The organism is Nitrosopumilus ureiphilus, assembly GCF_013407185.1.
In the GTDB taxonomy this organism is placed as follows: Archaea; Thermoproteota; Nitrososphaeria; order Nitrososphaerales; family Nitrosopumilaceae; genus Nitrosopumilus; species Nitrosopumilus ureiphilus.
The window spans coordinates 222015-248808 of record NZ_CP026995.1 but is presented as its reverse complement, the minus strand read 5'-3'; the positions used below and the strand labels follow the sequence as shown (position 1 = coordinate 248808).

Below are 26794 nucleotides of genomic sequence, written 5' to 3'. Positions count from 1 at the left end.
GATTTGAGATGACTAAAGGCACAACTTCTATGGGTGGTTTTACAAAGAAAAAAGTTCACATCAGATGTAGACGATGTGGTAAAAACTCACTTCATAAACGTCACCACCAATGTGCAAGTTGTGGATTCCCAGAGGCTAAACGCAGAAAGTATTCCTGGATTAAATGGTATACATAGATGCAAGAAATTGTTTTAATTCTTAGTTCATTAGCAGGTGTAGCTACTGCTGCTGCAGTACGAAAAATGCCAAGAGACAAAAATCAGCTACTTAGTCTTGGTGCCAGCTCTCACATCAAAAGTCAAATTAGTTCTCTAAAAATAGAAAAAGATATTCTCACTAAAACAATATCAAGATTATATCAAGCTGATACAGAATTTTCTAAAATTCAAAAAGATAAACTATTACTCAAGTACCAACATCAATTAGGAATTGTTTTAGCTAAGCTAGAAAAACTAGAACAAGCAAGCAAGCATCCAGACTTGGGTCCAGTTGGAGACGGTTTGATTACTTTGATGGATCAAAAACTATCAAAACTAGATGATAGATTGTATGAGTTATCATCAAAGATTGTAACTGCTAAAGTTGAGACAGAAAGTAAAAAGAAAGAAGTAAAGAAAGAACCAAAACAAGATATTTCAAAGGCTTTCAAAAATACATTCAACTTTGAAATCCCAAAGAAGACAGAGACAAAACCAATTGAAATTCCTGCAACAAGATCAAGACAGTCATTTGAATTAACTACACTAACTAACATTTCAAGAAATGAACCAAAGTTCCCACTCTTTGAAAAAGAAGAAAAACAGGTTGTAAAACCAATGCCACAACCAAGAGTAATGCAAACGGAACTAATTAAACCTAAAGAAGAAATAGTTGAAGAAATTATTCAACCAAAACCCAAAGTCGAAGACAAAATTGAGATTATTCAATCAGTTGCACCAAAACCAGAAGTAAGTTTTGAAACTAAACCAGACATTAACAAAGAAGTAGCAAAAATTACAGAACACAAGGCACTACCAGAACCAGAAAAGCCAAAGACTACACTAAATGATGACTTTGATGATGATGCTGATGATTTAGATAAAATCAAGGGAAACATCATGAGAGTTTTATCAAAGCTTGATCAAGCAGAGGTAGAGTGATTGTTCTACGATAATGCCATTGTGGCATTGTCAAATGATGCATTAAAGTTAGTTAAAGACAACTATATCATTGGATTAGGTAGTGGAAGAGCAGCTACTACACTTGTAAAATCACTTGGAAAATTAATCAAACTAAAAAATTACAAAATTATAGGAATTTCAACATCACTGCAAATCAAATTGATTGCAGAAAAAGTAGGCATTCCACTTGTCGAAGCTGATCATGTTAATCACATCGATATTGTGTTTGATGGAGCAGATCAAATCGACTCTCAAAAATATGTAATCAAAGGAGGCGGAGGCGCACTATTACGAGAAAATATTTTGTTTAGTCTTGCAAAAAAAGTCATTGTTATGGCAGATAGTACAAAATTTGTAAAAAATTTCACTAGAACTGTTCCAGTAGAAGTTCATCCACTTGCAAGAAATTTAGTAGTTAGATCAATTGAGAAGATAGGAGGAAAGGCAGAATTGCGCTCACTTGATAGAGGATACCCATTCTTTACAGAAAATGGCAACATAATTTTGGATTGTGATTTTGGAACAATAAAGAATCCTAAAGTTCTTACTCAAAAAATCAAGCAAACCACAGGAGTTTTAGAATCAGGTATTTTTCTGAGAAAGCCAGATATTATCTACAAAGCCAAAACAGGCGGCAAATTCGACATTCTGAAATAGAAAATAATCAAAAACCGCGTATTTTACATAACCATGAATAAATGACATAATGTCATAAATGTGACAACATTAAAATATGAAAAGAGTGAAGTTCTCGACAATGCAAATTGCAACTTTTCAGTCAGATGAGATTCAATCAAAACCCAAATCAGAAAGACAAATCACATATTTTTGCAGATTATGCAGACAATACAAAATAAAAACAAGAAAAGCTCATCTACAAAATTATCATAATGCAAATAGAGATACCGTAACTAAAAGAAGCAATAATGATCTAGTGGAGGTTATTTTTATAGAATCAAAATAACTTTAAAAAATATAAAAAATTATTGTACAGAGACGGATTTTTTTGTCTGTACTGTTGTTGGTTTTGATTTGGGCAGTATGATATCCAAAACACCATCTGTGAGTTTTGCCTTTGTTTGTCCAGAAACTACTTTTTCTGAGAGTGGAAGTGTTCTGAAATAGGAAACATGGCTGCGTTCCTTTCTAAGATAGTTCTTTTTCTTATCTTCAGATTCTTCTTTGTGTTCTGCAGAGACTTCTATGGAGTTATCAGTTACATTTAGCTTGATGTCTTTTTTCTGAACTCCTGGAACGTTCATTTTTATTCGAAATTGTTTTCCCTCATCAATAACATCACATGAAGTTTCTTGTATATTTGGAAATCTAGGAATGGAAATTGCAGGAAATGATGAAAATGACTTTTCAAGATCCCTTCTAAAATTTACAAATGCTTTGTCCATTTCTTCCCAACTAGAATGCCATGGAGATATTCCATGTGATGCTTTCTTTGGTACTTTTTTAGTAGCCATGATGTACTGTTTTTTTTTTTGTAGTACTTAATGTATGAACTAGATTCTCAAAAATGAATCTGAAATTGTATATTAATGAAATTTTGTTCTAATTATTTTTTGCCAAATTTTCCTAATAATGGAACAAAGACATAATGTGATTCGTTTTTAATTTCAACAATTCCTTTTTTAGTCTTTTGTAATAATACTAATGATTGAGAAGAATCACCTACTGGTGCAATTAACAATCCGCCATCTGCTAATTGATCAAGTAATGGCAAAGGAATTTCAGTACAAGCAGCAGTAATCATTATTCGATCATATGGCGAGGCTTTGGAATATCCAATACTACCGTCACTCAAAATAACATCAACATTATCCACTCCTAGTTTTTCTAAATTTTCTCGTGCAAACTTTACAAGTTCGGATTTAATTTCAACAGAATAAACAGTCCCTTGGCCTACCAAGTAAGAGAGAATCGCAGTCTGCCATCCAGAGCCAGTACCAATCTCAAGAATTTTTTGTCCTTGCTTAATATCCAGCCACTCAGTCATTCTTGAAACTACTGCTGGCTGGGAAATTGTTTGGTTTTTTTTGATTGGTAATGGTTCATTGTAATACGCATAGTCTAATTCTGATGATGGAACAAATTCATGTCTTGGAATATTTCTAAATGCATCTTCTACTTTTTTATCATTAAGAAATCTTGAATTTTTTAAATAATTAATCAAGTCATTTAATGCTGTTTGATATTTTTTTTCAATGGATTTTTTTCTCAATTAATGTAATTGGTATTTTTTCCAATTAAAACACTCTGTAAATTGTTCTAAATGATTTTAAAATTCAGGATTTTGTTTCAGAATTATCATGTCTTATAGTATTCGTGAACTACCACTTACTAAAGCATCGTGGCTTCCTGCTTCATCGAGCCTCAAAGTTGCTTTCGCAGACGTTTGTGGTTGTGGCTCTCGCATCCCTTGGTCGGGAATTGTCTTTTCAGACTCAGGCGTTTGTATTTTGATGATTCCCACAGTTCCTGCGGTATCATATGTCATTGGTTTTCTTACACGCATATTTTATTTGAATATTTGATTGTGTTTTGCTTTGAGTTGTGGTGTGCTCGCTCTCATCCCAACCCTGAAGGGTTTGTGGTTTTTCCGCTCACATTTCATAAAGAATCAGTTGATTTTTCGCTCAACTAGCTTGCCATGACCCAATTTACCAATAACCTCAAAATTTTCAGCAACAGTTTCTCCCCGTACAATTGTCTTTACAGGCCATCCTTTTAGATTTCTTCCTTCATATACAATATAATCAGAGAATCCGCCAAACAAATCAGATGTGGCCTTTTTTTCTTTTTTTAAATCTATCATGGTAATGTCTGCATCTGAATTTTTCTCAAGAGTTCCTTTTTGTGGATACATTCCAAAGATTTGAGCAGCATTTTGACTAGTAAATTTTACAAATTGTTCAAGGGTTATTCTGTTTTGATTTACTCCATCATTGAGTAGTATTGGAAGCACTGTTCCAATTCCTGGAAAACCCGCAAGTGCACTCCACACATCATCTCCTCCAAGTTTGAGTTTTAGTTGATTTGCAACATGATCTGTACCAATTGTGTTGATCAAATTATTTGATAAAGCACTCCAAACTGCCTTGGAGTCTTTTTCTGATCTTATTGGAGGCATTACTTTAGCAAGATATCCTTGTTGTTTCTCATAAGATAGAGTAAGGTAGTGTGGACAGGTTTCAACAAAAATTTTTGTTCCAAGTTTTCTCTCTTCTTCAATCTGTGCAAGTGCTCGCTCAGAGCCAATATGTACAAAGTAAATCACACAGCCATAATCGCGTCCAAATTTAGATACTGTTTTGATTGCTTTTGCCTCAAATTCAGGGGAACGACTTTCAGACCAGGCATGCAATCCGTCTTGTTTTTTCTCTTTTGCAGTTTTAATTCCACAGCCACATGACTCATAGTCTTCAGCATGAACTAGTACTGGACAACCAAGTAATGCGGCAGTCTTTACTGTTTGCTCAACTATTTCATCGGTTACGTCTACCTGAGCTGCTACAAGATCAAATGAATCAGGCGGCATATCCATGTATACGTGACCAATTTCACCACCTAGATTCATGTAAATTTTAAAAGACGTGATTCCTTTATCCACACAAAAATTCATCTCATTAATTTGATCGTTAGTGAAAATTGAAGCATGGATTGCATAATCAACATAATGATTCTTAGATGCCGCATCAAGCTGAGCTTGTAATGATTTTGTAAATGAATCTCCCAGTCTTAGCATTCTCATCATAGTTGTAATTCCGCCAATTGCCGCTGCATGAGATTCAGTTTTTGCTGCTTCATTAATCGGAGAATAAACGCCATAGTGAACATGAGTGTCAATTGGACCTGGAACAGAAATCAATCCGTTTCCATTTATTTTATTATCACATGCAGGAGTATCATGGGTTAATCCAACTATTTTTCCGTCATCAATTATGATATTTTTGTCAACCATTCCTTGAGGAAGAATAACGTGTGAATCAGTAATCACAGCATCATACGTCATATGAGAACATTATGCTTGCAGTCTATTATGCGTTGAGAAAATGAATAAAAGCACAGCTCTAAGAGATAGTTCATTGGGCCGGTGATTTAGGGGTATAATGCCTCGTTCGCAACGAGGATGTCGAGGGTTCGATTCTCTCCCGGTCCACCAAAACTTTTGAAATTAAATTAACAATGGTTTGATTGTTATTTTTAATTACCATTCATCAATATCGTCATCAGCATCATCAGAAACAGTTTTTCTTGATGGCCTAATTGGAATGTAAATTCTCACAATTTTTCACATTAATTATTACACTTAGTATGGTGTTTGATTTATCCGAAAATTAGGCAGGTGTTGAAACAATTGGTTTTGAAAAGATACGACAAAAGAGGAAAATTCCTAAAATTTCAACTTGCTCTACAAGTAAAATAAAATACAAATGCTCTAGCCACCCACTAGAAAACTCATTCATTATCGCGTATGTAATTGAGAATGCATAGTCAAATGTAGAGTAAATTCTGTTATCAGAATCATAAACAATATGGATGTTTTTTAGATTGTTTGGATTTAGTTGATTCAAGTCATTGTTTGAAACTATAGCATCATAAAACATAGCCTTGTCCTCAGAGAAAACAGATTCACCTCTCTCCATGAAAAATATCGAACTACCAAAATATAGTAAAGATAGAATAGAGATTCCAATTACATATTTTCCAGTCTTTCCAAAAATTGTCTTTTTCATTTGCTTTTCCAAAATACTGCCAATTTTTCCCAGTCGTCCTTTTTTTGTTAAAATGAGTAGAGTAATTCCTAATCCGGAAATTAGGCCAAAATTACCTAGCCATTGATCAGAAACATATTCTACAAAAACCAATCTTAGAGGTAAAAATAGCCCTATAAGAAATCCGATCACAATTAGCTTTTCTTTAAAGTCACCTATACCCATGCCCCTTAACCCGTATACATTAGTGGCATCATTTGGTTAAAACATTTCGAATGAATGCTATTCCAGAAACTATTATACATAAATAAAAAATATAAGCATCATGGAAGTTTTTGACGGCAAAAAAGCTGCACAAGATTACATGTCAAAGCATACTTTAGCATTCTCTACACCAGAATTAACTTTAATGAGATTTGCATTTTGGTTAGGAGATTCAATACCAGATCCAAAAAATGAAGGGAAAGGAATTCCAAGAATGATGACATATTTGACAGAACAAGACTTTCAACCAGTCTTAATTGATGATGAGAAATACGAACCATCAGGAGCAGTAAGAAGTTCAGCAGTTGTAGGAAATGCCTACAATGAAGTTCAATCAGATGGAAAGTTTTGTTCAGAATGTGGAACTAGTTTATCTGCTACTGCAAAGTTCTGTCCTGAATGTGGTACAACACAATAAAAATAAGAAAAGATTTTTTCAACTAATTTTATGCTTTAGCGCCACACTTTGTACAAAATTTTGCGTTAGATCTTAATGTGGCACCACATGAAGAACATCCATTGCCAACATTTTGCGTATTTTGACGTGGCATCAAAGATGGATCAGGGGATGGTAAAGTTCCAACATCTCCAAATACTTCTTGTGCAGAAACAATTCCTGGTGGACCTCCACCTACTGGATTTTGTGCAGTTCCTGCTCTTGGCGGCATTCCCATGCCACCTGCCATCATTCCAGGATTTCCCATTCCAGGCATCAAACCAGGAGACTGTGTGCTTCCTGTACCTGTGCCCATAGATTTTTTCATTTCAAATATTACTTTGATTGCAAGAAATTCTAATGCAGAATATGCTACTGTGTAATCACCTAGTTTTTGGAAGAATTCTTTGTCACTGAGTTGGCCTTTTTTGTACATGTTATTAGTATCCAGAAATGATTCATAGTAACCTTGAGATTCATCAAATAAACTTTGTAGTTTATCAAACAGCATGTTTAGAGTGTCTACTTCACCAAATGACATATTCCCACTAAAGTTTTGGAATATTAATTACTTTAGGATCAAAAAAGAGGAAAACGTGTTTGAGTTTATGCAAGTGCTCTATCAATCATATTTTTGTATGATTCTTTAGAAGCTGCACCTACTTGCTGGCTGACTATTTCGCCTTTGTTAAGGAGGATTAAGGTTGGAATACTAAAGACGTTGTATTTAGATGCCAATTCATTGGCCTCATCAACATTAACCTTGACAAATTTTACTTTGCCGTCATAGTCATTAGCCAATTCTTCAACTACTGGACCTACCATTCTACATGGACCACACCATTCGGCCCAAAAGTCTACAAATACAGGAACGTCAGAGTTTATCACATTGATTTCCCATGATTTTGCATCTGAAATTTGAGTAATTCCCATTGTAATGATATTGAGTTAAACGTACCTAAAAATGTTCACCAGAATTTACACCATATTTTTTGTTGTGGAATAAAATTTCATATATACTTAAATGACGTTTTGACAAAACCCAGACATGAGTTCAGAACTTAGATTAAAGAAATTACGAGGTTCCGGAGGCTATGTTATGGCCACAGTTACAGATGAACAACAGATGAAAGGCAACCTAGGCGGGCCAGATCTGTTTTTAGCACCAATCGGAAGATTAGAAGCTGAAAGAATTACTAAACATTTTTGCAATACTTGTGAAAAAGAATTTGAAGGTTCTCCAAAAATAGAATTTGAAAATCCCAATGAAGAAGTTGCAGAGAATCTCATCCTATATGAAAAAGGACAATACATTTGCAATTCATGTAATGCATCAATTGCAGAATACAGAGAATTTAGAAAACAAGATGAAACTGGAGATGTTGGAGTTGCAAAACCATTAGAACCTACAGTTGAAAGTGCACCACAACAAGTTGTAGAACCTAAAGTGCAAACTCCACAGCAAACAGTTACACAGCCAGATCCAGCAACATCAGTTAGTTCAATTGAAGGAAGAGGAGTATATGATGAAAATGCTAACAAGATCGGAACTGCAAAACAAGTGGGAATTGATTCTACACAATCAATGGTTCTAGTAATTACTAAAAATGATAGTACTGAAGGTAGTGTCCCATGGAGTAATATCAAAAAGATTGGAGAAATTATTCTTTTAGGAAATCCAGAAGAAGTGTCTCAGCCTGGAAAATGCTCTAATTGTGGTTTTGGAAATAAGGAGGGTTCTAAATTTTGTGAAGAATGTGGAACCAAGATCTAGCTAACAAATTTAATCAATGATACTAAGGCGATAATGTAATTGGCAAAAAGATCCATCTCTAAAGGAGTTATCAAAGATATTATCATTGTAGGCGTAGGAGTTTTAATTATTTGGATAGGATTACAAGTTGCTTTTGGAACACAAAACCCATTTTATGTAGTTGCAAGTGGAAGTATGATTCCAGTTTTACAAGTATACGACGTACTAGTAGTACAAGGACACGAACCTTTTGAAGATATTGAAATAGGAGACATCATTGTATTTAATCGGCCATCTGATCACAATCGAGTAATTGTACATAGAGTTGCATCAATTATTGATGATGATCCTAAAACAATTAGAACAAAAGGTGATGCAAATCCTGCATCTATTCCTGGAACTGATTTTCCAATTACTGAAGAAGAATACATAGGAAAAGTAGCATATACGATTCCACAAGTTGGATATGTCACACAGTTACTAAAACCACCAATCAACTATGTCATAATTGCAGTTGTGATAGGTATCATGGTTGTAAAACAGATGGTAAAGAAGAAAAATGAAAAAGAACTCACATTCACCGATCCCATAAACTCAGAAAATCCAGATATTATTGAAGATCTATCTGACATTGATAAAATAGAGAAAGACTCTGAATATTCAGAACATGGGGAGACATCAGAACATGGGGAGACATCAGAAGACATTGAAAAAAAATTAGAAGGTATAGAAAAATCTGTTGAAGAAAACAATACAGATGAGAAAAAGAAAGAATGAATCAAATTCGTTAAAATTCAAGCAAACAGGTTCACATATGCTTTAGATTCAAGCAATAGATCGTCCTGCTTGCTTGGTAGTATCATTACGTCGAATTTACTAAAAAAGGATCCTCAGAAATTATCTGTTTCAAGAGTAGAATCATTTATGAATTAGTAAAAAATCTTGGTTTGAATATCTAATAGTGTCAATCTAAGTTGAAATGATTTTAAAGAATCGATTCTTTAGTTTTGAAGAGTCGCTTAAAGTATTCAGAGGGTTCATGTGGTTCTTCAACATCGTTTGTAATTCCTGCCAGATTCTTTGCAAGATTCTTTTTGTATCCTACTTGCATCTGTCTTTGAATCTGGATTCGTTGTGCTTGAGGAGAACCTGCACCATGCATGGACTCTGTTAGATATCCAACGGCATTTCTACCAAGAGTCATGTTTTCAATTAATCTCAATATTCTCATTCTATTTTCAACATCAACGCCTTTTCTTCCTGCTAGGTATTTTTTGAGTAGTGGTCCTGCTTCTGGATGTCTAAAGTCTTTTTCAGATGGAAGAGTTACTACTAGACCACCTGCAATGTCTTGTGCAAGTCTACTTATTTCATATGGGAATCGAGTTACGTTATGTTTACAAACTTGAGCAAGCATATCATCATTTAGGTAAACACCAGATTTCATCTTATGGCCTTGGTGGGAAGATGCAAGTCCTGCAGCAAAGATAGTCTCATTAAGATGAGTCATTTCAATAATTTTGTCTTTGATATGAGATACCTTTGGAACTCCATTGTAATCTGCAATTGTTGCAGCTGCACCAATTAGTACATCGCCAAGTCCCGTTTTACAGACATAACTGCGTCTATGATAACAAGTAAAACGCTCTATGAGCATGGATGCAAACTCATATTCACCATTCATGAAAACTTTGTCCCATGGAATAAACACTCTATCTAAAATGATTAATGCTTCTTGTCCACCAAATTTTGCATTACCATCATCAATGTCGCCTTCTTCCATACTTCGAGTATCACAAGATTGTCTACCATAGATGTAAGTAACACCTTTTGCATCAGCCGGAATTGCTCCAACAATTGCCCAATCTTTGTCATTTTCTGTTAGTCTAACTGTTGGCATCAAAATAATCCAATGTGAGTTAATGCAGCCAGTTTGGTGCGCTTTTGCACCAGAAACATAGATTCCTTTCTCATCTTTATCTACAATTCTTGTAAACAGATCTGGATCATCTTGTTCTGCAGGTCCTTTGCTTCTATCACCTTTAGGATCAGTCATTGCACCACCGATTACAAGATTTTCTTTTTGAACCATCTTTACAAATTCTAAAAATCTTTTATGATAATCTGTTCCATGTTTCTCATCAATTTCAAATGTTGTAGAGTGCAAAGAATTTAATGCATCCATTCCAACACATCTCTGGAAACATGTTCCAGTGTTTTGTCCTAGTTTTCTTTGCATTTTATTTTGTAAAACTAAATCTTGTGCACTTTCTGCAATGTGTAAAAATCGATTAACCTTCAATCCAGTAAGAGATGAATTTGCAGAAGCTAATTCTTCTTCTCTGACTGCAAGATCATAAGTCTCAGCAACTGCATTAATTGACGGTCTAATCATTGGATGGTCTACTGGTTCTTTTACTAGTTCTCCAAATAGATAAATTTTGAGATCTCTACCTCTGAGACTTTCAATATAATCATTGCCTGTCCTAATCGTCTTCAAGACATTAGCCATCTAACAATATTGGTTTTGATGTTGTATAAATATTCTAAAAGCGTATTGAGTAAATTTTAGGAATGAATTGCGATCAGAGTCCTATTCGGACATCAAGAATACGACAGCCTTTACCCTTTTCCATGACTAGTACCGGATTCATGTCTAACTCTTTGATTTCTTTAAAGTCAGAAACTAGTTGAGACAATCTCTGAATGCATTCAGAGAGTTTTGCAATATCAGATGGTTTCTCACCTCTAACTCCTTGTAGTAGTTTTTGAGTTTTAATTGAGGCTATCATGTCATCAGCTTCAATATCAGTTACTGGTGCAAGTTTGAATGTAACATCTTTAAGAACTTCGACATAGATTCCTCCCATTCCGAGCATAATTACTGGACCAAAACCGGGTTCAAGTTTTGAACCAATGATTAGTTCCTTGCCACCTTTTATCATCTCTACAATCAAAACTCCTTTAATCTCGGCGTTCTTGTTGTATTTTTTAGCATTTTTGACAATTGTTTTGAATGCATCTTTGATCTCTTCATCGTTTGTAATATTTACTTTAACACCACCAGCATCAGATTTATGAATAATCTGAGGTGATGCAATTTTCATTACAACAGGATAACCAATCTTCTTGGCAATCTTTACTGCTTCTGCTTCATTTTTAGCTAGTGCACTTTGAGGTAACGGCAATCCATATGCTTTGAGAACTTCTTGCCCTTCTTCTTCTAGAAGATTTGGTCTCTTTTCTTTTTTGACTTTATCGAAGATCTTTTTTGCTTTAGCTTTGTTTACTTTGAATTTAGTAATTTTTCCATTTGGAGCTTTAATCCAATTAGAAAATCTAATCATTGCTGAAAGTGTTCTAATTGCACCTTCTGCATATGTATAATATGGAACATTACCATCAGCTAAAATTTCTCTGTTAGTAATTCCTTCGTCTAGTCCCATCAGACTTGCAAGCATTGTTTTTTTGTATTTCTTTGACATTTCAACAATTACTTCAGCAAGTTTGTCATAATTGAGAGTTCCAGATGGAGTACACATGGATATAACAGAACCAACTCGTGGATGCTTTAGGACTCTATCTAAAACATTATGGAATCTATTAAAATCAGCATCACCTACGATATCAACTGGATTTCTAGAGCTTCCCCAGGGTGGAATAACTTCATCGATTTTTTTTCTAACGCTAGTAATGTCTGCCATTTTGATTTTCATTTTAGAGCATGCGTCAGTAGAGATGATTGCAGGACCACCTGCATTTGACACGATAACAAGATCACCGCCTGTTGGCAATGGTTGTTTTGAAAATGCAGTAGCGTAATCAAAGAGTTCTTCCATAGTATCAACTCGAATTGCACCGGATTGTTTTAGTAATGCATCATAGATTTCATCTGAACCCATCAAGGCTCCAGTATGAGACATTGCAGCCTTTGCACCCTCTGGACTACGTCCAGATTTGAGCACAAGAACAGGTTTTTTGAGTTTTTTAGTAATATTTTTACAAACTTTAAGAAATTCTTGACCATCCCCCATGTCTTCAAGATACATTACAATAACTTCGGTCTGTTTGTGGTTTGCAAGAATCTTTAGAACATCAACTTCGCTCATTACGGCTTTATTTCCAAGACTTACAACTGCTGAGAAACCTATTCCCTGGGCACTAGCATCCTCAACTAATGCTGCACATATTGCACCGCTTTGAGATACAAGTGCAATTTTTCCAGACTTTGGTGTAACTTTAAGAAATGTAGAATTCATCATTGTTTTTGGATCAAGGTTCATCACACCAAGACAGTTTGGTCCAATGACGTGAATTTTGTATTTTTTAGCAATATCTTTTAGTTCTTGTTCTCGTTTTGCTCCTTCTTCATCCACTTCTTTGAAACCTGCAGTGATGATAATTACTCCTTTGATTTTCTTTTTACCACATTCTTCTAAGACAGGTGCAACGAGCGTATTTTTAATAACAATAACTGCAAGATCAATTGATTTTGGAACGTCTAAAACACTCTTGTATGCTTTTTTGTAAAATACTGTTTCTCGTGATGGACTAATTGGATAAACGGAACCTTTGAAACCATTCATAATATTAGAGGTGATTGTAGCACCGACACTTCCTCTTTTGTCAGAAGCCCCTATGACAGCAATTGATTTGGGTGATAAAATTACAGATTCTGCCATGATTAATTGAATCTAAGGATTTTGTATAATAAAGTTATTCATAGAAATTTCTGATCTATATGTTTTTAGCTTCCCAGCATCTTTCCTGCCAGATTCTCTTTTCGTGGAATCCAAATAATTGAAAGATTAGAAATTTTCCCCATTACATTCCAAGCTTCACGGGCAAGATCTCGGAGTTGTTCATTATTAATTGCAAATTCATGATTCAATTGGTTTACAGTATTTTTGGAATCACTAAAAATTGTAATTTCGTCATTTGAATCAACAAATTTGTTTAATGCAGAAATTATTGCCATATATTCAGCCTGATTGTTTGTAATTTTTGGTTTTTTTTCATAAAATGATTCTCCAGTTTCTTTTACAAAAAATCCAAATCCTCCATTAGGGCCGCCAGAGCCATCCACGTAAACACTAATTCCCATCTTTGTACAACCTCGTAATCTTCACACTTAGATTAACTACTATCATGTAAATGATTGTTGATATTCCTTGCGATGCAATTGATGCCAAGTATGGATCATAATTAATTGTCAAAAGATAATACTGCAAAACCCATCTAACAACTGTATAGACAATTTCTGCAATTCCTAGGGATGTCACCAATTTTTTGAGATCACCCTTTAGTTTTGCAGTATCAGTACGTCCAGATGCTAAACGATATTTTTTCCTATTATCCAAATAAAACAATCCGCTAAAAACTGAAAAATAAATCACATAATCTGCAATTGTGGTATATGTTGTGTTTAGATAGTCTGTCTGTTCAGACAAAATCTGTGCAATTAATGCAGAAATAATGATTGATGCTGCAAATGCAATTAGAATATTTTTGTTAAGCTTGAGATACTCTTGTAACATATTTTTTGATTTTGTCTGTTACAATTAAACTCAATCTAAAGTGATCTTAAGGAATATCAACAAGCCTGCAAGTTCTGCAATTCCCACTCCTAACATGTATGGGAATATTTCATTAGAAAAGATCTCTTCCATTGAGAAATATGCAAGAGAACCAATGACATTATGCAAAAACAACATACCTGCAACTACAATCATACCTAATGGAAGCTGTGCACGTGTCTTACTGTACATGTTACCAAATATAGCAATTAGAATTCCCAATATCCCCATATTTGCAATTGAAACAACAGATAAGATTAGAGAAGTAGTTTCCATTTAGTCAAAAACACCTTTAGAGCTTTTATTTACTTTTGTCCAATTTCGCTTCAATTTCTTCAAATGTCTCCATATTTACTTTAAGAAAGTTAGAGATAAAGTATGCAACGCCGTATTTTTCTCCAATTTTACTAATCATATTATTTTTTTCAAGAACTCTAATGTGATGCTGAATAGCCTTGTAATCCAAACCCATCTCTTTTGCTAGTTGATTAGTATTGAATGGTTTTTCCTTTAATTTTGAAATAATTTTTAATCGATTTAACCCTCCACGTGAACCTGCGAAAACAAACCAAAGTAGTCTTTTTGCATCAGGATCATTTGCCATAAGTTATGGATTTCTTCTGGATTACCACTAAAAGGTATTTTGGGATTGAATCAAAATAGAAAGTATAAAAACAGAATCAAGCAAATTTCTTTGAAAGATATGATGTTAAATTATGATGCACCGTTATACAGACCACCATCAGAAGCTAGATCATTAATTTTTCAAGTTACATTGGGTTGTTCATTTAACGAATGTTCTTTTTGTGATATGTATAGATCAAAAGAATATTCGGAAAGACCATGGGAAGATGTAAAAGCCGAAATTGACATGATGGCAGATTATCTCCCAGATACTAGACGGGTCTTTCTTGCAGATGGAGATGCATTAAATCTTGACTCTGAGTATATGATAAAAATTGTAAAACACATTAAAGAAAAATTTGCAAATCTTGAAAGAATTTCTTGCTATGCAATGCCAATGAACATTCTAAAAAAATCATCTGAAGAACTAAAGAAGATGAATGAAGCAGGTTTAGACATGTTCTATTTGGGAATTGAAAGTGGTTCAGACATTGTTTTAAAAAAAGTAACAAAAGGAGCTATTGCAAAAACAATCATCAAGTCAGTTAACAAAGCAAAAGAAGCAGGATACATCATGTCATGCATGGTAATTTTGGGATTAGGAGGAAAAAAAGACTCAAAAGAACACATCAAAGGAACGGCTGAAGTAATTAGCGCATGTTCTCCAAATTATGTAGGTGCCCTTACTCTATATTTGGAAAATGGAATTAAACAAGAATTTCTCGACAAGTATAATGGAGAATTTATCAGAATTAACGATGATGAATCATTAAACGAGCTTCATGACTTGTTAAGTCAGATTGATACAAAAGATGAGATTGTTTTTAGAGCAAATCACGGTTCAAATGCATATACAATCAAAGGCACTTTTCCTCAAGACAAGCAAGAGATGATAGATAAAGTAGAATGGATGAAGCAGCATCCAGAAATTATGCGTCCACAGGGTCTACGTGGATTCTAAATTAGATTTTCTTGATTAAGATATACAACTTTGAATATCTTTACGGAATAATCGCCTTCAAATATTTTGGTGGTTTGATTTTTGTCAGAATTTAATACTCTGAATTTGTATTCATAAACACCATCTTCTCCAATATCAGTCTGTGCAAAATGAACAGCATAATTATTTTTGAAGATTTGAATAATCACAGGATATCCTTCAACATGATTTGCTACTTTTCCTTCAACAAATCCCCATGGCAATGTGTTTCCTTGAGGAGCATGGAAGAAAACCGTTGATTTTTCTAGTCCAATCATCGAATTAATTGGAATAACCTCTGTTTGTGGTTCATGAGTATGATTATTGATCAAAATATTACCTGAATGTGGATGAGCAAAAGCTGAATCTACAGAAAAAGACAAAAGAATTGTCAGAGTCAAAATGCTTGAAAATAAAACGAACTTATTCATAGTAAATCTACAATTAGAGTGATTTAAGAATTTTTAGATTAAAGATTTTCGATTATGGATTTTAGGTTTTCTGGAAGTTCAGGCAGTTCAGTGTGACTTTCGTTGTTTTGAAGATTTTCAGGACCAATTCGCCTAACTCTTTGAGTTCCAATAAGAGTATCAATATTTCTTTGAATATCTTTTTCGGGTAAGATATTTTTTAATTTTTCAAGGACTATTTCCTCATTTTCAAATTTTTTAATCGCATATTGAACAAGGATGGTTTTTTCTTCAAAAGAGAATTCAGCCATATCTTTACCAAATCTTTTGCGGCTAAGAATCTTTGGTTGATAAATAGTTAAAATATGATGAATTGTAAATTATCCTACTTGGTAGGCAAATTACAGCTAATTTCAAATGTACTTACAACTAGAAGATATACCTTAATTGCCATAATTAGTGGTCTAGGACTAGGAATAATTTATTATTTTTTGACAATGTCAATGTTAACATCTCATTTGGATACTACAATGGAGTTAATGCCATCCTATATCATTACATCAGTTGGATTAACAATAATAATTTCAGCTTTGGCTGGAATCAATTTTGCAGTGATGGCTTTTAAGATAAAAAGAATGAAAATGATGAATTCCATCAAGGGTAATTCATCAGCTGTTTTGGGAGGGGCGTTTGCAGCATTTACTCCAGGATGTCCCGCATGTACTGCTCCACTAGCCGTAATTTTAGGAACAATAGGGGGATTATCATTATTTCCAATGCAAGGATTGGAATTAAAATTTATTTCAGTAGGAGTTTTGATTTTCTCCATTTATTGGATTGCAAGAGGCCTTCAAAGTAAAAGCTGTTGTAAGATAGAATGAATGAGTTCAACTATTTTGCATCATTGAAGAACAAAGAATTTTTAATTCTTCAGCAATTATGTGATGACTCAATTTCACAAACCAAAAAAGAAAAAATGGAGAAAGAGCTCAAAGAAGTTCGCACAGAGATTAAGAAACTTGAATGAGAGTTTTTGGGAAATTTGTACTAGATTAATTTATTAAAAAGAGTTTAGTTAAATATGGATCAACATTTAGTTCAACATGAAAAAATCACTTTACATGAATATTTTAGTTCCTCTTGATGGTTCAAAATATTCAGAAAAAGCTCTCATACATGCATGTGAAATGGCTAAAAGTTATCAATCTCGTTTGATACTTTTGTACGTAGTTGAAAAATCAATTCCAATTAATCTATTAGACAGAAAAGAATATCTTGAAATTTTAAGAAAGTTTGGAAATAAAGTTTTGACTAATGGAAAAGAAATAACTACAAAGCGAGGGGTTGATTCAAAAATAGTCATGAAAGAAGGCAATGTTTCAACAGAAATCATAAAACTTGCAAAAAAAGAACAATGTAATATGATAATTATTGGTAGTAAAGGCCTAGGCAAAGCTGCAAGATTCTTTCTTGGAAGTGTTTCAAACAAACTAGCAAATAATTCACCGTGTTCTATCCTTATTGTAAAATAATCAATTTTTGCAATATTATTTTACAATCATAACTGGAATAGATGATTTGTGGACAACATGATTAGATATACTCCCAAGAAGTTTTTCCTTTATGCCACTCATTCCCCTTGTTCCAATTATTATAATATCAAAACTCAATGATTCTGCAAATTTTGTAATTTTAGGTCCAGGATCTCCAAAGTCGATCTTCCTTTCAAATAAAATTCCACTCTGAGCACATAATTTCTTGGCAGATTCCATCATATTCTCTGCAGCTAACAAAACAGGCTTTTCAGGATAACTCAAATGATGATATTTTTTTGGAATATTTGAGATAACATTGATGCCTATTAGTTTAGTGGCAGACTTTCTTGCCAAAAAAATTCCCATATCTAATGCACGTTGTGAATTTTTCGACCCATCAAGTGCAACCAATATCTTGTTAATTTTTTTCTTAATCATTTATTTTTACCAAAAGCACCCTGATGGTCACTCAAACAACAAGAGCATTGTTTTGTATAGCACTCATCAGTTTTCTCATGCCCACACGAACCACAATGACAAAATACATCATCTCTCATAATCACATATCCTAATCTTGATAGTTAAACTAATTCCAAGTTATCACATTTGAAAATTAACTGTCATTTTAATCCAAAAATATCTAAATACCAATTAAAGAGAATCAACTAATTTGAAAGAGAATGTTTTTACAAAACGTACGTTTCTTCTTTTGCTTACTGGTATAGGATTAGTTTTGTTTTGGAGAGGCATTTGGGAAATGTCTGCAAAATTCTTTTCGGAAGATATTAGTTTGATTGTAGGATTAGTAATTTTAATTTTAGTGGCAATTTATGAGAGAAGGCAGATCTTTCAGTTCTTTGGTGGAGGTAGATAGTTGTGAATGTTTAATTAAACAAGTTCATAGTCACAATTTTTGTTAATTCTCATTTATGATAATTGAATCATTGTTTTTTCTAGCTACATCAATTAAAGAAACAACAGAAAAACTCAAAGAGTTATCAGAATCAGGCAGAGAAATAGTAGAGAAGGCGTCTGAAAAAACTAAACAAGAATCTCTTTGGCCTTTTCAGCTTGGTCAAACAGCCAAAGAACTGTCTTCTTCAAAACTGTCTGCAAGATTAGCCAGTATACCATCAGGGACATCTGTTCCAGGTTGTGAAAAAGATGGTATTTGTTATGATCCACCATCATTGATAATTTTTACAGGTGGTGAATTAATTTGGAAAAATGACGATTCAGCCGCACATACGGTGACCAGTGGAAATATTGTTGACGGTCCAGATGGACTGTTTGACAGTGGATTGATAATGTCTAATGAAACTTTTTCACATAAATTCAATGAGGTAGGAGAATATGCCTACTTTTGCATGATCCATCCATGGGCCAATGCTTCAGTTACTATAAAATGATATTTCTAAAGATTGCACTTCAGAATTATTCAACAATAAAATCAAGAAACAAACTGGAAACGGTCTTCTTTGTATCCTTTCTGCAATTTTCCTTCTATAGGAATTTTATTTCCACAAAATTGGCAGCAATTGTTTTCATCAAGATGCCATCCTCTAATACTGAATCCATATCGATTTACAACTATCTCATTGCATTCAGAACAATACGTGTGCTCCCATTTGTGGCCAGGAACATTTCCTAAATAGACGTATTTCAATCCTTGATCTTTTGCAACCTGATAATGTTTTTCCAAAGTCTCAATTGGAGTACTAGGATATTCCATCATTTTGTAGTCAGGATGAAATCTCAAAAAGTGAATTGGCATTTCTGGTCCAAATTCATCATAGATGAATTTTGAGAGTTTTTTAGCATGTTCTATGCTATCTCCTACTTTTGGTACAATTAGATCAGTGATTTCAATGTGAATTTTTGTTTTGTCTCGAATTTCTAATAATGTATCAAAAATTGGTTGAGGATCAGGCACACCAATGAATTTTCTTGTAAATTCTTTCTCTGCACTTCCTTTGAAATCCACGGTAATCCCATCAAGAAATTCATTCATCATTGAAACTGATTCAGGAGTATCATAACCATTTGAGACAAAAACGTTAAACAGTCCTTTTTTTCTTGCAGCAATTCCACAATCACGTGCAAACTCTATGAAAATAGATGGTTCGTTGTACGTATATGCAATTCCATGTGCACCATACTTTACAGCAGTATTTGCAACATCATCAGGAGTCATATCAATTCCTTCAACTTTACGTCTTTGGCTAATATCAGAATTTTGACAATACTTGCAGAGCCAATTACACCCTGTTGTTGCAATAGAGTACACTTTGCTTCCAGGCCAGTAATGTATCAAAGGTTTTTTTTCAATTGGATCAACATGACCTGAAATTACTTTTCCATATGCATACAGTTGTAGCTTGCCATCTTCATTTCCACGAATTCCACATAAACCGATTTGGCCCTTACCAATCTCACAATATCGTGCACAAGCAGTACACTTTACCTTGTCATTTGGAAGTTTTTCATATAATTCAGCTTCTTTGCCAAGTATACTCGTCAATGTTTTTTATTGTGTTTTTACATATTTAACAAGTATGAAGAAAATCAGTCAAATTTCTAATGATGATGGAAAAGAATTAGTCAAGATGGCAAGAAAAGCAGTTACAGAATATCTTAAAAATAATTCAAAGATCAATGACTTGGAGTTTAATTCAAAATTTAATTTTGAATCAGGAGTTTTTGTTACAATTAACAAAAGAAATTCATTGAGAGGATGTATCGGATATCCAATTCCAGTCAAAAAATTGGCTGATGGGCTAGTTGATGCTGCAATTTCTGCTGCGACACAGGATCCTCGATTTACACCAGTAGATGTTGATGAATTAGATCAGATTGTTTTTGAGGTAACAGTGCTTACTCCACCCATTGAAATCAATGTCGATAATCCAAATGAGTATCTATCGATGATTAAAGTTGGCAGGGACGGGTTAATTGTAGAAAATGCTTACACATCAGGTTTGCTTTTACCACAAGTTCCAACAGAATACGGATGGAATGTCAAAGAATTTCTGGAATTTACGTGTGAAAAAGCTGGACTTGGTAAAGATGCTTGGAAAGACAAAGCAACCAAAGTATCCAGATTTGAGGGGGTTATATTCAAAGAAGAGTCACCAAATGGAAAAATAGTCCGAGAATCATCTAATGATTTTTTATAAAATAATGTAGAATAGTAAATGATGATACGAGAACCAGTTGTAGCAGGTCAATTTTACCCAGGTAGAAAAGAAGAATTGGAAAATATGATAAAGTATTGTTTTGATCACAAATACGGTCCAGGAAAACAAATTGCAGAGTCAAATGAGAAGATCTTTGGAGTTGTGTGTCCACATGCAGGATACATATACTCTGGACCTACTGCATGTCATTCTTACAATGCTATATCATCGCAAAATCCGGAACTTGCCATCATTATAGGACCAAATCATTTCGGAGTTGGAAAAAATGCTGCAACTATGATTGATGCAAAATGGAAGACACCATTAGGGTTAGTTGAGGTAGATTCAGATTCTGCTCAAGAGATTGCAGAAAAATCCAACATTGTTGAAATTGATAATTATTCGCATTCACAAGATCACAGTTTAGAAGTACAAATTCCAATGTTGCAATCATTGCTTTCAAATGAATTTAAGATACTTCCAATTATCTTACTTGCACAAGATTTGGAAACTGCAAGAGATGTAGGAAATGCAGTATCTGAAATTGCAAAAAAGAAAAATGCTATTATTGTTGCCTCATCAGATTTTACACATTATGAAGAAAATTCTTTTGCCCATCTTCAAGACAAAGCATTGATTGAATCCATTTTGGATATGGATGTCAAACGATTTTATCAGGTATTACGAGAGAGAAAAATAACAGCGTGTGGATTTGGCGCAATTGCAGCTACAATGATTGCATGCAAGAATTTAGGTGCAACTAAAGGGGTACTTCTCAGTTATGCAACTAGTGGAGATGTATCTGGAGATACAGATTCCGTTGTAGGATATGGAGCGATAAAATTTGTTTGACAATATTCAATTATGTGAAAATCCAATAATTTTAATTCAAATTCTTTGTAAAGGAAAGACCAGATTGCTCAAATCCTAATTTCTTATAGAATTTGTGGGATTCCTTTCGTTGATTACCAGATTCAAGCCTAATTCTATGACATTTTTTCTCTTTTCCAATAGATATACAAGAATTGATTAGTTTTTTTCCCACTCCCTGATTCTGGAATTTATCACGAACAATTAATTCTGGAATGTACAACTCCAAAGAATTTTGATTAAGTCTTGGCAGAAAAATTATGCTTACCATTGCAATTATTTCAGTATCATCAAGTTGTGCAAGAATGATTTTTTTATCAGAATCAGTAATGTATTTTTTTATTAGTTTTCTAAAGGATTCAATGTCAGAATCTTTTTGTGGTTTTGGACGTCCAAGTTCATAAAGTAATCCAAGAATAATGGGAATATCTTTGCCTGAAGCCTCTCGGATATCCATGTTTTCCATGTATAGATTATTTCATTATACTTTAAGAACTGCTTGATACAAATTACTCAGAGGAACATGGAAGAAAATACAGGACAAACAGTGATGGTAGTACTAATCATAGCAGCTGTTGGAATTTTTGTTGGTTCTAGAATTTGGATGCTTTTTAGAAAATAGTTCTGTTTGTCAGCACAGGTAAAAATCCAGATCAAAGTTAAATATTATTTTGACATAGTAACTACAACGAGAAGCCATTATTCTGCGTAGTAGAATAATAGGTTTGGAAAACAATTCATGTTATACCAATCGTTCCTAGATTCGTATGTTTTCCAAGTATTTCTCGTTGTTTTAATTTTGAAAAAATTATGTTTTAATTTCAGCTTTGGTGTATTGTTGTGCAAGAGAGATTAATTCATCTACTCCTAATGGTTTTGAAATTACTTTGATTAACCCTTCTTTTACCGCTTCTTGATTTTTTGGTTCAAGTTGAGAATAGCCAGTTACAATGACTACTTTAGCATTTTTATCAATCTCTTTGATTTGCTTAAAGGCTTCATACCCATCAAGTACTGGCATATCTCCATCCATTATAACTAAAGATGGGTTAACTTGTTTGAATTTTTCAACTGCCTCTTCTCCATTAACTGCAGTTTGAAGTTCATATCCATATAATTCTAGAATTTCTTTATAGATTGAAATTAAATCTGTATCATCTTCTACTAATAGAATAATACTGTTCATGCTAAAGTCACATACTCATATTTTACTATTAAAGACTTGTTTGTTATAATGATTACACACAAAAATGTCTTTTTTCAAAAAATATTGAGCCTAGAAATTAGCGTTTTATGAAAAATACATCTTTATACATTCACAAAATATGTTATTTTAAGAGGCTTAATCTTTGAGCAACAGTACTTTTTTACCAAAATCATCCATAAATTATAAGCAAATTCTAATTGTTTTAATTGTAATTTTAGTATCAATTAGTATCATCTATCAATTGCGATCATTTCTTGATGACGATCAGTTTAGATGGATATCAATTCCAACATACGCAATTCTTCCAGGATTACTTACTGTATATTCTGCCATTCTCGCAATAAAATTATTCAAGCAAAAACATTTTCAAGCAAAAGCATTTCTTTTCTTCGCTTTAGCTGCTTTATCATGGTTTATAGCTGAGCAAATTTGGCAAGCTTATGATCATATTTGGGAAGGTGAACCATTTCCATCAGAAGCTGACATCTTTTATATTGCAGCATATCCATTTATGACTGCATTTTTATTTATTTCAATAAAGCCCATAATTAAAATAATTACTAGAAATGGTTGGTTGTTTGCAATTGCTTTGTCATTCTCTTTTTTGATTCCATCTGTTTTAGCAGCATATGATGACATATCAGGGAAGGATGCGTTTGCAGTATCAATTGCACTGACATATCCAATATTGGCATCAATCAAACTAGTTCCAGCAATTATTGGCATTTTATTTCTTACCAAAAAAGGTGCAAACTTTTCATGGATGCTTCTCTTGTTCGGATTAATAGCTTACAGTATTTCAGATACATTCTTCCTTTTTGCTGAGCTTGATGGTTCCTACTATGACGGACATCCAGTGGATTTGATGTATGTGTATAGCTTCATCTTGTTAATTTTTGCACTTCACATTCGTTTGAAGATTGCAAATTTACCAGGATCTGAAAAACAAGCGATGTTTTTCTCGGAAAGCATACAATTTGAAACCATCAAACAGTTTGGAATTCCATTAACATTAGCTATTGTATGTATGGTTAGTCTCATATCACTAGTTCATGCAGTTTTGATTCAAACAGATGAGCAAATTTCTGCTCAAAACTTAATGATTGGAGTTGCTACCATGCTAGGAGTTTTTGTAATTATTGTTTTGACTATTAACAAGAATCTTTCACGATTAGTCAAAATTAGGACTGATGAACTTACAAGACAAAAAAACAATCTCGAATATATTGTAGAGAAAAAAACCCATGAGTTACTAAAAGCTGAGCGTCTATCTGCAATAGGGGAGTTATCTGGGCGTCTAGCACATGATTTGAGAAACCCATTATCAGTTATGAAAATGTCTGTAGATTTGATTAGTCAAAGTCCTGCAGATACAAAAATTTCAGATATCAAAATATTAGAACGATTAGATTTGATCAACAAAAGTATTGACAGGATATCTCACCAGGTAGATGATGTCTTAGGTTATGTTAGAAATTCTCCAATAAAATTAACTTCCATCTCCCTATCAGAACTAATTGAAAATTCTTTAGAAAAAATTAAGATTCCAAAAGACATTGAGGTAAAATATACTAAAAATAATTTGCAAATCAAATGTGATCCAATCAAATTAGAAGCTGTTATCATTAATCTTATTGTAAATGCAATTCAAGAAATGCCTGATGGGGGGGAACTTGAGATAAGAACATATGAAAAAGACAATTTTATAATTTTAGAATTCATTGATTCTGGACAAGGTATTTCTGAGAAAAATCTTGATAAAGTATTTGAACCTCTATTTACAACTAAACAAAAAGGAATAGGTTTGGGATTAGCTAGTTGTAAAAATATTGTAGAACAACATCTAGGTGAAATTTCTGTGAAAAATAATCCTACAACATTTACCGTAATGATTCCAAAGAGATCATAAGAAAAAGTTTCCAATATTAAAAATAGTTTATAATTTCTTTAATAGTGTAAATCTAGATTTGTCAGGTTCTATGTCTTCATGCATATCCACATTGCTTACAATTCGTACATTGTAGTTTAACCATCTTTTGTAGACATTTCGAAATTTATGATGTTCATCTATCTGTTTTTCTGTTTCTTCAAATTTTTCACAATTCATAATATATTTTCCAGCAACCCTATACATTTCTGCAATTCCTTTATCCAATGTATCATCATCTAAATAATTCAATAATTGATGTGTGAAAACAAAGTCAATTGAAGAATCCTCAAATGGCAAATCCGCAATACTTGCTTTCTTAAAATTTGCAAATGGTATCTTTCCTTTTGCAATCTCCAATGCACTATCATTGAGATCAACTCCATGAATTTGAAAAGTATCTGGAAATAGTCTCAAGTCGATTCCAGTACCGCATCCTATCTCTAGAACGCTTGTGCAATGCAAGGAAGTAGCCAAATTTCGGGCATATCTTGCAAATTCTTCATTATATCTTGCTTCATTTTCATCAGCATATTTGTCCCAAAATTCCTTGTTGTAACTCATAAAATTATTCAAACAAAGCGGTATTTGATACTAATTATTTAGTGCGGACATTTGCATGGAATAAGTTGCGTATCAAAAGTGCAATCATGAGGACCATCGGATTTACCTTGTGTTGGGATTTCTTTCATGCAGTCTTCGTGACGCCCCTTTCTGCAAAACCAACAGATTTCATGAGTTTCACCAGAAGTACAGGAATCCATGACTTTTAATCAATTTTGCTGCTAAAAAACTTCGTGGAAAATTAGATAAATGTTAACCAGGGCAAGAATCTCTCATCTTTTCCCATTACCACATCAGAAAATGACTTTTGAAGTGCTTTTGTGATGTTACCCATCTTTCCATTTCCTATTTTTACTTGATCTATCTGAGTCACTGATTTTACTTCAGCTGCAGTACCAGTCATAAAAATTTCATCAGCTGTGTAAAGATCATCTCTTTCAAGATCTCTCTCAATTACAAACCCACTATTCTCTTCAATAATTTGTATAATACTATCTCTTGTAATTCCTTCTAATCCACCTGCTGAAAGTGGGGGTGTTTGAATAATATCATCTTTTACAACAAATATGTTTTCAGCACTTCCTTCTGCAACTTTGCCATGTGAATTTAGCATGATAGCTTCATCATAGCCATTATCTAATGCTTCCATTCTTGCAAGTGCAGCATTTGCATAGTTTGATGCAGCTTTTGCTTGCATAGGTTGAGATCTTGAATCAATTTTCATCCAGCTTGACATTTTACATTTTGCGCCAGAGAATTTACCTGCTTTTGATTCACCCATCTTCCACTCCCAGCATGCAATAGAGACATCTACCTTATTCTCAGTAGGAGTTAATCCCATTGTTCCATATCCATAATATGCAAGTGGTCTAATGTATGATTCTTTGAGTCCGCTAGCTTTGACAGTTTTGATTATTGCATCTGAAATTTCTTTTTTTGTAAATTGCATTTTCATTGAATACAATTTTGCAGATTTGAAGAATCTGTCAATATGTTCTGGTAATCGAAATATTGCTGAACCATCAGGGGTATCATAACATCGAATCCCCTCAAAGATGGATGTTGAATAGTGTAATGCATGAGTCAGTACATGAACTTTGGCATCTTTGAATGGTACTAATTTTCCATTCATCCATATTTTACCAACCTCTTTCATAGGAGTCGAAAAAAACACTGCTAATTTAAAGAATTATATCTTTTTTTCGTATTTCTATCCAATTTGGAAAGTAAATATCGGATAAATGATTAATTATACTATGGAGTGGGCTCTGGGTTTTGTATCAATTATTCTTCTAGTAGTAGGATTAGTGGGTCAAGCTTTTGAGATGCGAAAAATTCGTTTAACTACATACAAAGATGAAGATTTAGGCTCAACAAATATTTTCATGAATAAAAAAAATCTAAAGTGGTATGCCATTTTGGGAGTAGGAATTGTATTATGGTACGCATCTGAGCGTATGTAGATTATCTATATAGATCAGCTCTATATACTAGAAATTGTAACACATAGTATCGCGTGTTTAGGGTAACGCCCGGACTGAATCTAGATAATGGTCCAAGAACAAACCCTCGATGGCGCTTACAGGTGT

General features: G+C 33.6%; 38 protein-coding genes and 1 tRNA gene. 18 read left to right on the top strand and 21 right to left on the bottom strand.

Annotated elements, in window-relative coordinates; translation table 11 throughout:
• Window positions 1–8 precede the first annotated feature (8 nt).
• From C5F50_RS01425 to C5F50_RS01410, 4 genes are all read left to right on the top strand, one after another.
• The gene (locus C5F50_RS01425; protein ID WP_008297772.1) at window positions 9–176 is read left to right on the top strand and encodes a 50S ribosomal protein L37e; all 168 of its coding nucleotides are present in this window, start codon (window positions 9–11) and stop codon (window positions 174–176) included.
• The gene (locus C5F50_RS01420) at window positions 177–1139 is read left to right on the top strand and encodes a hypothetical protein (RefSeq protein ID WP_179371951.1); all 963 of its coding nucleotides are present in this window, start codon (window positions 177–179) and stop codon (window positions 1137–1139) included. It begins immediately after the preceding gene.
• Entirely contained in the window at window positions 1140–1817 is a 678-nt protein-coding gene (gene rpiA, locus C5F50_RS01415; RefSeq protein WP_179371950.1) for a ribose-5-phosphate isomerase RpiA, read from the top strand.
• 100 nt (window positions 1818–1917) lie between these two features.
• Window positions 1918–2124: a hypothetical protein gene (locus C5F50_RS01410; RefSeq protein WP_179371949.1), complete on the top strand. Its 207-nt coding sequence runs from the start codon at window positions 1918–1920 to the stop codon at window positions 2122–2124.
• Window positions 2125–2143: 19 nt separating this feature from the next.
• Here C5F50_RS01410 and C5F50_RS01405 read toward each other — a convergent pair whose 3' ends face one another.
• From C5F50_RS01405 to C5F50_RS01390, 4 genes are all read right to left on the bottom strand, one after another.
• The gene (locus C5F50_RS01405; RefSeq protein ID WP_179371948.1) at window positions 2144–2632 is read right to left on the bottom strand and encodes an Hsp20/alpha crystallin family protein; all 489 of its coding nucleotides are present in this window, start codon (window positions 2630–2632) and stop codon (window positions 2144–2146) included.
• 92 nt (window positions 2633–2724) lie between these two features.
• Window positions 2725–3390: a protein-L-isoaspartate(D-aspartate) O-methyltransferase gene (locus C5F50_RS01400; protein WP_246282097.1), complete on the bottom strand. Its 666-nt coding sequence runs from the start codon at window positions 3388–3390 to the stop codon at window positions 2725–2727.
• A 93-nt stretch (window positions 3391–3483) separates the two neighbouring features.
• The gene (locus tag C5F50_RS01395; RefSeq protein ID WP_179371947.1) at window positions 3484–3666 is read right to left on the bottom strand and encodes a hypothetical protein; all 183 of its coding nucleotides are present in this window, start codon (window positions 3664–3666) and stop codon (window positions 3484–3486) included.
• 123 nt (window positions 3667–3789) lie between these two features.
• On the bottom strand, window positions 3790–5181 hold the full coding sequence (locus C5F50_RS01390) for a dihydroorotase (protein ID WP_179371946.1): 1392 nt from the start codon (window positions 5179–5181) through the stop codon (window positions 3790–3792).
• Between the two features lie 75 nt (window positions 5182–5256).
• On the opposite strand from C5F50_RS01390, the gene C5F50_RS01385 reads away from it, so the two are divergent.
• Window positions 5257–5331 (top strand) — tRNA-Ala (locus C5F50_RS01385).
• A gap of 175 nt (window positions 5332–5506) precedes the next feature.
• Here the strand turns inward: C5F50_RS01385 and C5F50_RS01380 are convergent.
• Window positions 5507–6109, bottom strand: a complete 603-nt coding sequence (locus C5F50_RS01380; RefSeq protein WP_179371945.1) for a hypothetical protein — start codon at window positions 6107–6109, stop codon at window positions 5507–5509.
• 100 nt (window positions 6110–6209) lie between these two features.
• On the opposite strand from C5F50_RS01380, the gene C5F50_RS01375 reads away from it, so the two are divergent.
• The gene (locus tag C5F50_RS01375; protein ID WP_179371944.1) at window positions 6210–6566 is read left to right on the top strand and encodes a zinc ribbon domain-containing protein; all 357 of its coding nucleotides are present in this window, start codon (window positions 6210–6212) and stop codon (window positions 6564–6566) included.
• A 28-nt stretch (window positions 6567–6594) separates the two neighbouring features.
• On the opposite strand, the gene C5F50_RS01370 is transcribed toward C5F50_RS01375, so the two are convergent.
• Entirely contained in the window at window positions 6595–7125 is a 531-nt protein-coding gene (locus C5F50_RS01370; protein WP_179371943.1) for a zinc ribbon domain-containing protein, read from the bottom strand.
• 65 nt (window positions 7126–7190) lie between these two features.
• Window positions 7191–7517 (bottom strand): thioredoxin, encoded by a 327-nt coding sequence (trxA, locus tag C5F50_RS01365; protein ID WP_179371942.1) that lies wholly within the window; start codon window positions 7515–7517, stop codon window positions 7191–7193.
• A 115-nt stretch (window positions 7518–7632) separates the two neighbouring features.
• Between trxA and C5F50_RS01360 the strand changes: the two genes are divergently transcribed.
• Both C5F50_RS01360 and C5F50_RS01355 read left to right on the top strand, forming a co-directional pair.
• Window positions 7633–8358 (top strand): PRC-barrel domain-containing protein, encoded by a 726-nt coding sequence (locus tag C5F50_RS01360; RefSeq protein ID WP_179371941.1) that lies wholly within the window; start codon window positions 7633–7635, stop codon window positions 8356–8358.
• Between the two features lie 39 nt (window positions 8359–8397).
• Window positions 8398–9114, top strand: coding sequence for a signal peptidase I (locus C5F50_RS01355; RefSeq protein ID WP_179371940.1), 717 nt, complete (start codon window positions 8398–8400; stop codon window positions 9112–9114).
• 208 nt (window positions 9115–9322) lie between these two features.
• Here C5F50_RS01355 and C5F50_RS01350 read toward each other — a convergent pair whose 3' ends face one another.
• The 6 genes from C5F50_RS01350 to C5F50_RS01325 all read right to left on the bottom strand — a co-directional run bounded on the left by C5F50_RS01350 (window position 9323) and on the right by C5F50_RS01325 (window position 14517).
• The gene (locus C5F50_RS01350; protein ID WP_179371939.1) at window positions 9323–10849 is read right to left on the bottom strand and encodes a 4-hydroxyphenylacetate 3-hydroxylase family protein; all 1527 of its coding nucleotides are present in this window, start codon (window positions 10847–10849) and stop codon (window positions 9323–9325) included.
• A 73-nt stretch (window positions 10850–10922) separates the two neighbouring features.
• Window positions 10923–13019: a 4-hydroxybutyrate--CoA ligase gene (locus C5F50_RS13150; protein ID WP_179371938.1), complete on the bottom strand. Its 2097-nt coding sequence runs from the start codon at window positions 13017–13019 to the stop codon at window positions 10923–10925.
• A 65-nt stretch (window positions 13020–13084) separates the two neighbouring features.
• Window positions 13085–13441 carry a reverse transcriptase-like protein gene (locus C5F50_RS01340; protein WP_179371937.1) on the bottom strand — a complete coding sequence of 119 codons (357 nt, stop codon included), beginning with the start codon at window positions 13439–13441 and terminating at the stop codon, window positions 13085–13087.
• Window positions 13431–13874, bottom strand: coding sequence for a hypothetical protein (locus C5F50_RS01335; protein WP_179371936.1), 444 nt, complete (start codon window positions 13872–13874; stop codon window positions 13431–13433). Before C5F50_RS01335 ends, C5F50_RS01340 begins: the two co-directional genes overlap by 11 nt.
• Before the next feature lie 30 nt (window positions 13875–13904).
• A complete protein-coding gene (locus C5F50_RS01330) occupies window positions 13905–14189 on the bottom strand; it encodes a DUF8036 family membrane protein (protein WP_179371935.1) in 285 nt (94 codons plus the stop codon).
• A gap of 25 nt (window positions 14190–14214) precedes the next feature.
• On the bottom strand, window positions 14215–14517 hold the full coding sequence (locus C5F50_RS01325; RefSeq protein WP_179371934.1) for an ArsR/SmtB family transcription factor: 303 nt from the start codon (window positions 14515–14517) through the stop codon (window positions 14215–14217).
• A gap of 99 nt (window positions 14518–14616) precedes the next feature.
• On the opposite strand from C5F50_RS01325, the gene C5F50_RS01320 reads away from it, so the two are divergent.
• Window positions 14617–15498, top strand: a complete 882-nt coding sequence (locus C5F50_RS01320; RefSeq protein ID WP_179372863.1) for a radical SAM protein — start codon at window positions 14617–14619, stop codon at window positions 15496–15498.
• On the opposite strand, the gene C5F50_RS01315 is transcribed toward C5F50_RS01320, so the two are convergent.
• Both C5F50_RS01315 and C5F50_RS01310 read right to left on the bottom strand, forming a co-directional pair.
• The gene (locus C5F50_RS01315) at window positions 15495–15947 is read right to left on the bottom strand and encodes a hypothetical protein (protein WP_179371933.1); all 453 of its coding nucleotides are present in this window, start codon (window positions 15945–15947) and stop codon (window positions 15495–15497) included. The genes C5F50_RS01320 and C5F50_RS01315 overlap by 4 nt on opposite strands.
• Window positions 15948–15985: 38 nt before the next feature.
• Window positions 15986–16237 carry a hypothetical protein gene (locus tag C5F50_RS01310; protein ID WP_179371932.1) on the bottom strand — a complete coding sequence of 84 codons (252 nt, stop codon included), beginning with the start codon at window positions 16235–16237 and terminating at the stop codon, window positions 15986–15988.
• A 78-nt stretch (window positions 16238–16315) separates the two neighbouring features.
• On the opposite strand from C5F50_RS01310, the gene C5F50_RS01305 reads away from it, so the two are divergent.
• The 3 genes from C5F50_RS01305 to C5F50_RS01295 all read left to right on the top strand — a co-directional run bounded on the left by C5F50_RS01305 (window position 16316) and on the right by C5F50_RS01295 (window position 17458).
• Window positions 16316–16807 (top strand): hypothetical protein, encoded by a 492-nt coding sequence (locus C5F50_RS01305; RefSeq protein WP_246282095.1) that lies wholly within the window; start codon window positions 16316–16318, stop codon window positions 16805–16807.
• Window positions 16804–16953: a hypothetical protein gene (locus C5F50_RS01300; RefSeq protein WP_179371931.1), complete on the top strand. Its 150-nt coding sequence runs from the start codon at window positions 16804–16806 to the stop codon at window positions 16951–16953. The genes C5F50_RS01305 and C5F50_RS01300 overlap by 4 nt, the downstream gene beginning before the upstream one ends.
• 76 nt (window positions 16954–17029) lie before the next feature.
• Window positions 17030–17458 (top strand): universal stress protein, encoded by a 429-nt coding sequence (locus tag C5F50_RS01295; protein ID WP_179371930.1) that lies wholly within the window; start codon window positions 17030–17032, stop codon window positions 17456–17458.
• 15 nt (window positions 17459–17473) lie between these two features.
• Here C5F50_RS01295 and C5F50_RS01290 read toward each other — a convergent pair whose 3' ends face one another.
• Window positions 17474–17899, bottom strand: a complete 426-nt coding sequence (locus C5F50_RS01290) for a universal stress protein (protein WP_179371929.1) — start codon at window positions 17897–17899, stop codon at window positions 17474–17476.
• 232 nt (window positions 17900–18131) lie between these two features.
• On the opposite strand from C5F50_RS01290, the gene C5F50_RS01285 reads away from it, so the two are divergent.
• Entirely contained in the window at window positions 18132–18335 is a 204-nt protein-coding gene (locus C5F50_RS01285; RefSeq protein WP_179371928.1) for a hypothetical protein, read from the top strand.
• A 55-nt stretch (window positions 18336–18390) separates the two neighbouring features.
• The gene (locus C5F50_RS01280; RefSeq protein WP_179371927.1) at window positions 18391–18870 is read left to right on the top strand and encodes a cupredoxin domain-containing protein; all 480 of its coding nucleotides are present in this window, start codon (window positions 18391–18393) and stop codon (window positions 18868–18870) included.
• A 41-nt stretch (window positions 18871–18911) separates the two neighbouring features.
• Here C5F50_RS01280 and amrS read toward each other — a convergent pair whose 3' ends face one another.
• A complete protein-coding gene (gene amrS / locus C5F50_RS01275) occupies window positions 18912–19982 on the bottom strand; it encodes an AmmeMemoRadiSam system radical SAM enzyme (RefSeq protein ID WP_179371926.1) in 1071 nt (356 codons plus the stop codon).
• A gap of 34 nt (window positions 19983–20016) precedes the next feature.
• Here amrS and C5F50_RS01270 point away from each other — a divergent pair, with 34 nt between their 5' ends.
• Window positions 20017–20637 carry a TIGR00296 family protein gene (locus C5F50_RS01270; protein ID WP_179371925.1) on the top strand — a complete coding sequence of 207 codons (621 nt, stop codon included), beginning with the start codon at window positions 20017–20019 and terminating at the stop codon, window positions 20635–20637.
• A gap of 21 nt (window positions 20638–20658) precedes the next feature.
• The gene (locus C5F50_RS01265) at window positions 20659–21489 is read left to right on the top strand and encodes an MEMO1 family protein (protein ID WP_179372861.1); all 831 of its coding nucleotides are present in this window, start codon (window positions 20659–20661) and stop codon (window positions 21487–21489) included.
• 31 nt (window positions 21490–21520) lie between these two features.
• On the opposite strand, the gene C5F50_RS01260 is transcribed toward C5F50_RS01265, so the two are convergent.
• Both C5F50_RS01260 and C5F50_RS01255 read right to left on the bottom strand, forming a co-directional pair.
• Window positions 21521–21973: a GNAT family N-acetyltransferase gene (locus tag C5F50_RS01260; protein WP_179371924.1), complete on the bottom strand. Its 453-nt coding sequence runs from the start codon at window positions 21971–21973 to the stop codon at window positions 21521–21523.
• Between the two features lie 342 nt (window positions 21974–22315).
• The gene (locus C5F50_RS01255) at window positions 22316–22693 is read right to left on the bottom strand and encodes a response regulator (protein ID WP_179371923.1); all 378 of its coding nucleotides are present in this window, start codon (window positions 22691–22693) and stop codon (window positions 22316–22318) included.
• Between the two features lie 163 nt (window positions 22694–22856).
• Here C5F50_RS01255 and C5F50_RS01250 point away from each other — a divergent pair, with 163 nt between their 5' ends.
• Window positions 22857–24623: a sensor histidine kinase gene (locus tag C5F50_RS01250; RefSeq protein WP_179371922.1), complete on the top strand. Its 1767-nt coding sequence runs from the start codon at window positions 22857–22859 to the stop codon at window positions 24621–24623.
• Between the two features lie 27 nt (window positions 24624–24650).
• Here C5F50_RS01250 and C5F50_RS01245 read toward each other — a convergent pair whose 3' ends face one another.
• Window positions 24651–25205, bottom strand: coding sequence for a class I SAM-dependent methyltransferase (locus tag C5F50_RS01245; protein WP_179371921.1), 555 nt, complete (start codon window positions 25203–25205; stop codon window positions 24651–24653).
• 241 nt (window positions 25206–25446) lie between these two features.
• A complete protein-coding gene (locus C5F50_RS01240; RefSeq protein WP_179371920.1) occupies window positions 25447–26361 on the bottom strand; it encodes a branched-chain amino acid transaminase in 915 nt (304 codons plus the stop codon).
• Between the two features lie 100 nt (window positions 26362–26461).
• Between C5F50_RS01240 and C5F50_RS01235 the strand changes: the two genes are divergently transcribed.
• Window positions 26462–26668 (top strand): hypothetical protein, encoded by a 207-nt coding sequence (locus tag C5F50_RS01235; RefSeq protein ID WP_179371919.1) that lies wholly within the window; start codon window positions 26462–26464, stop codon window positions 26666–26668.
• Window positions 26669–26794 lie beyond the last annotated feature (126 nt).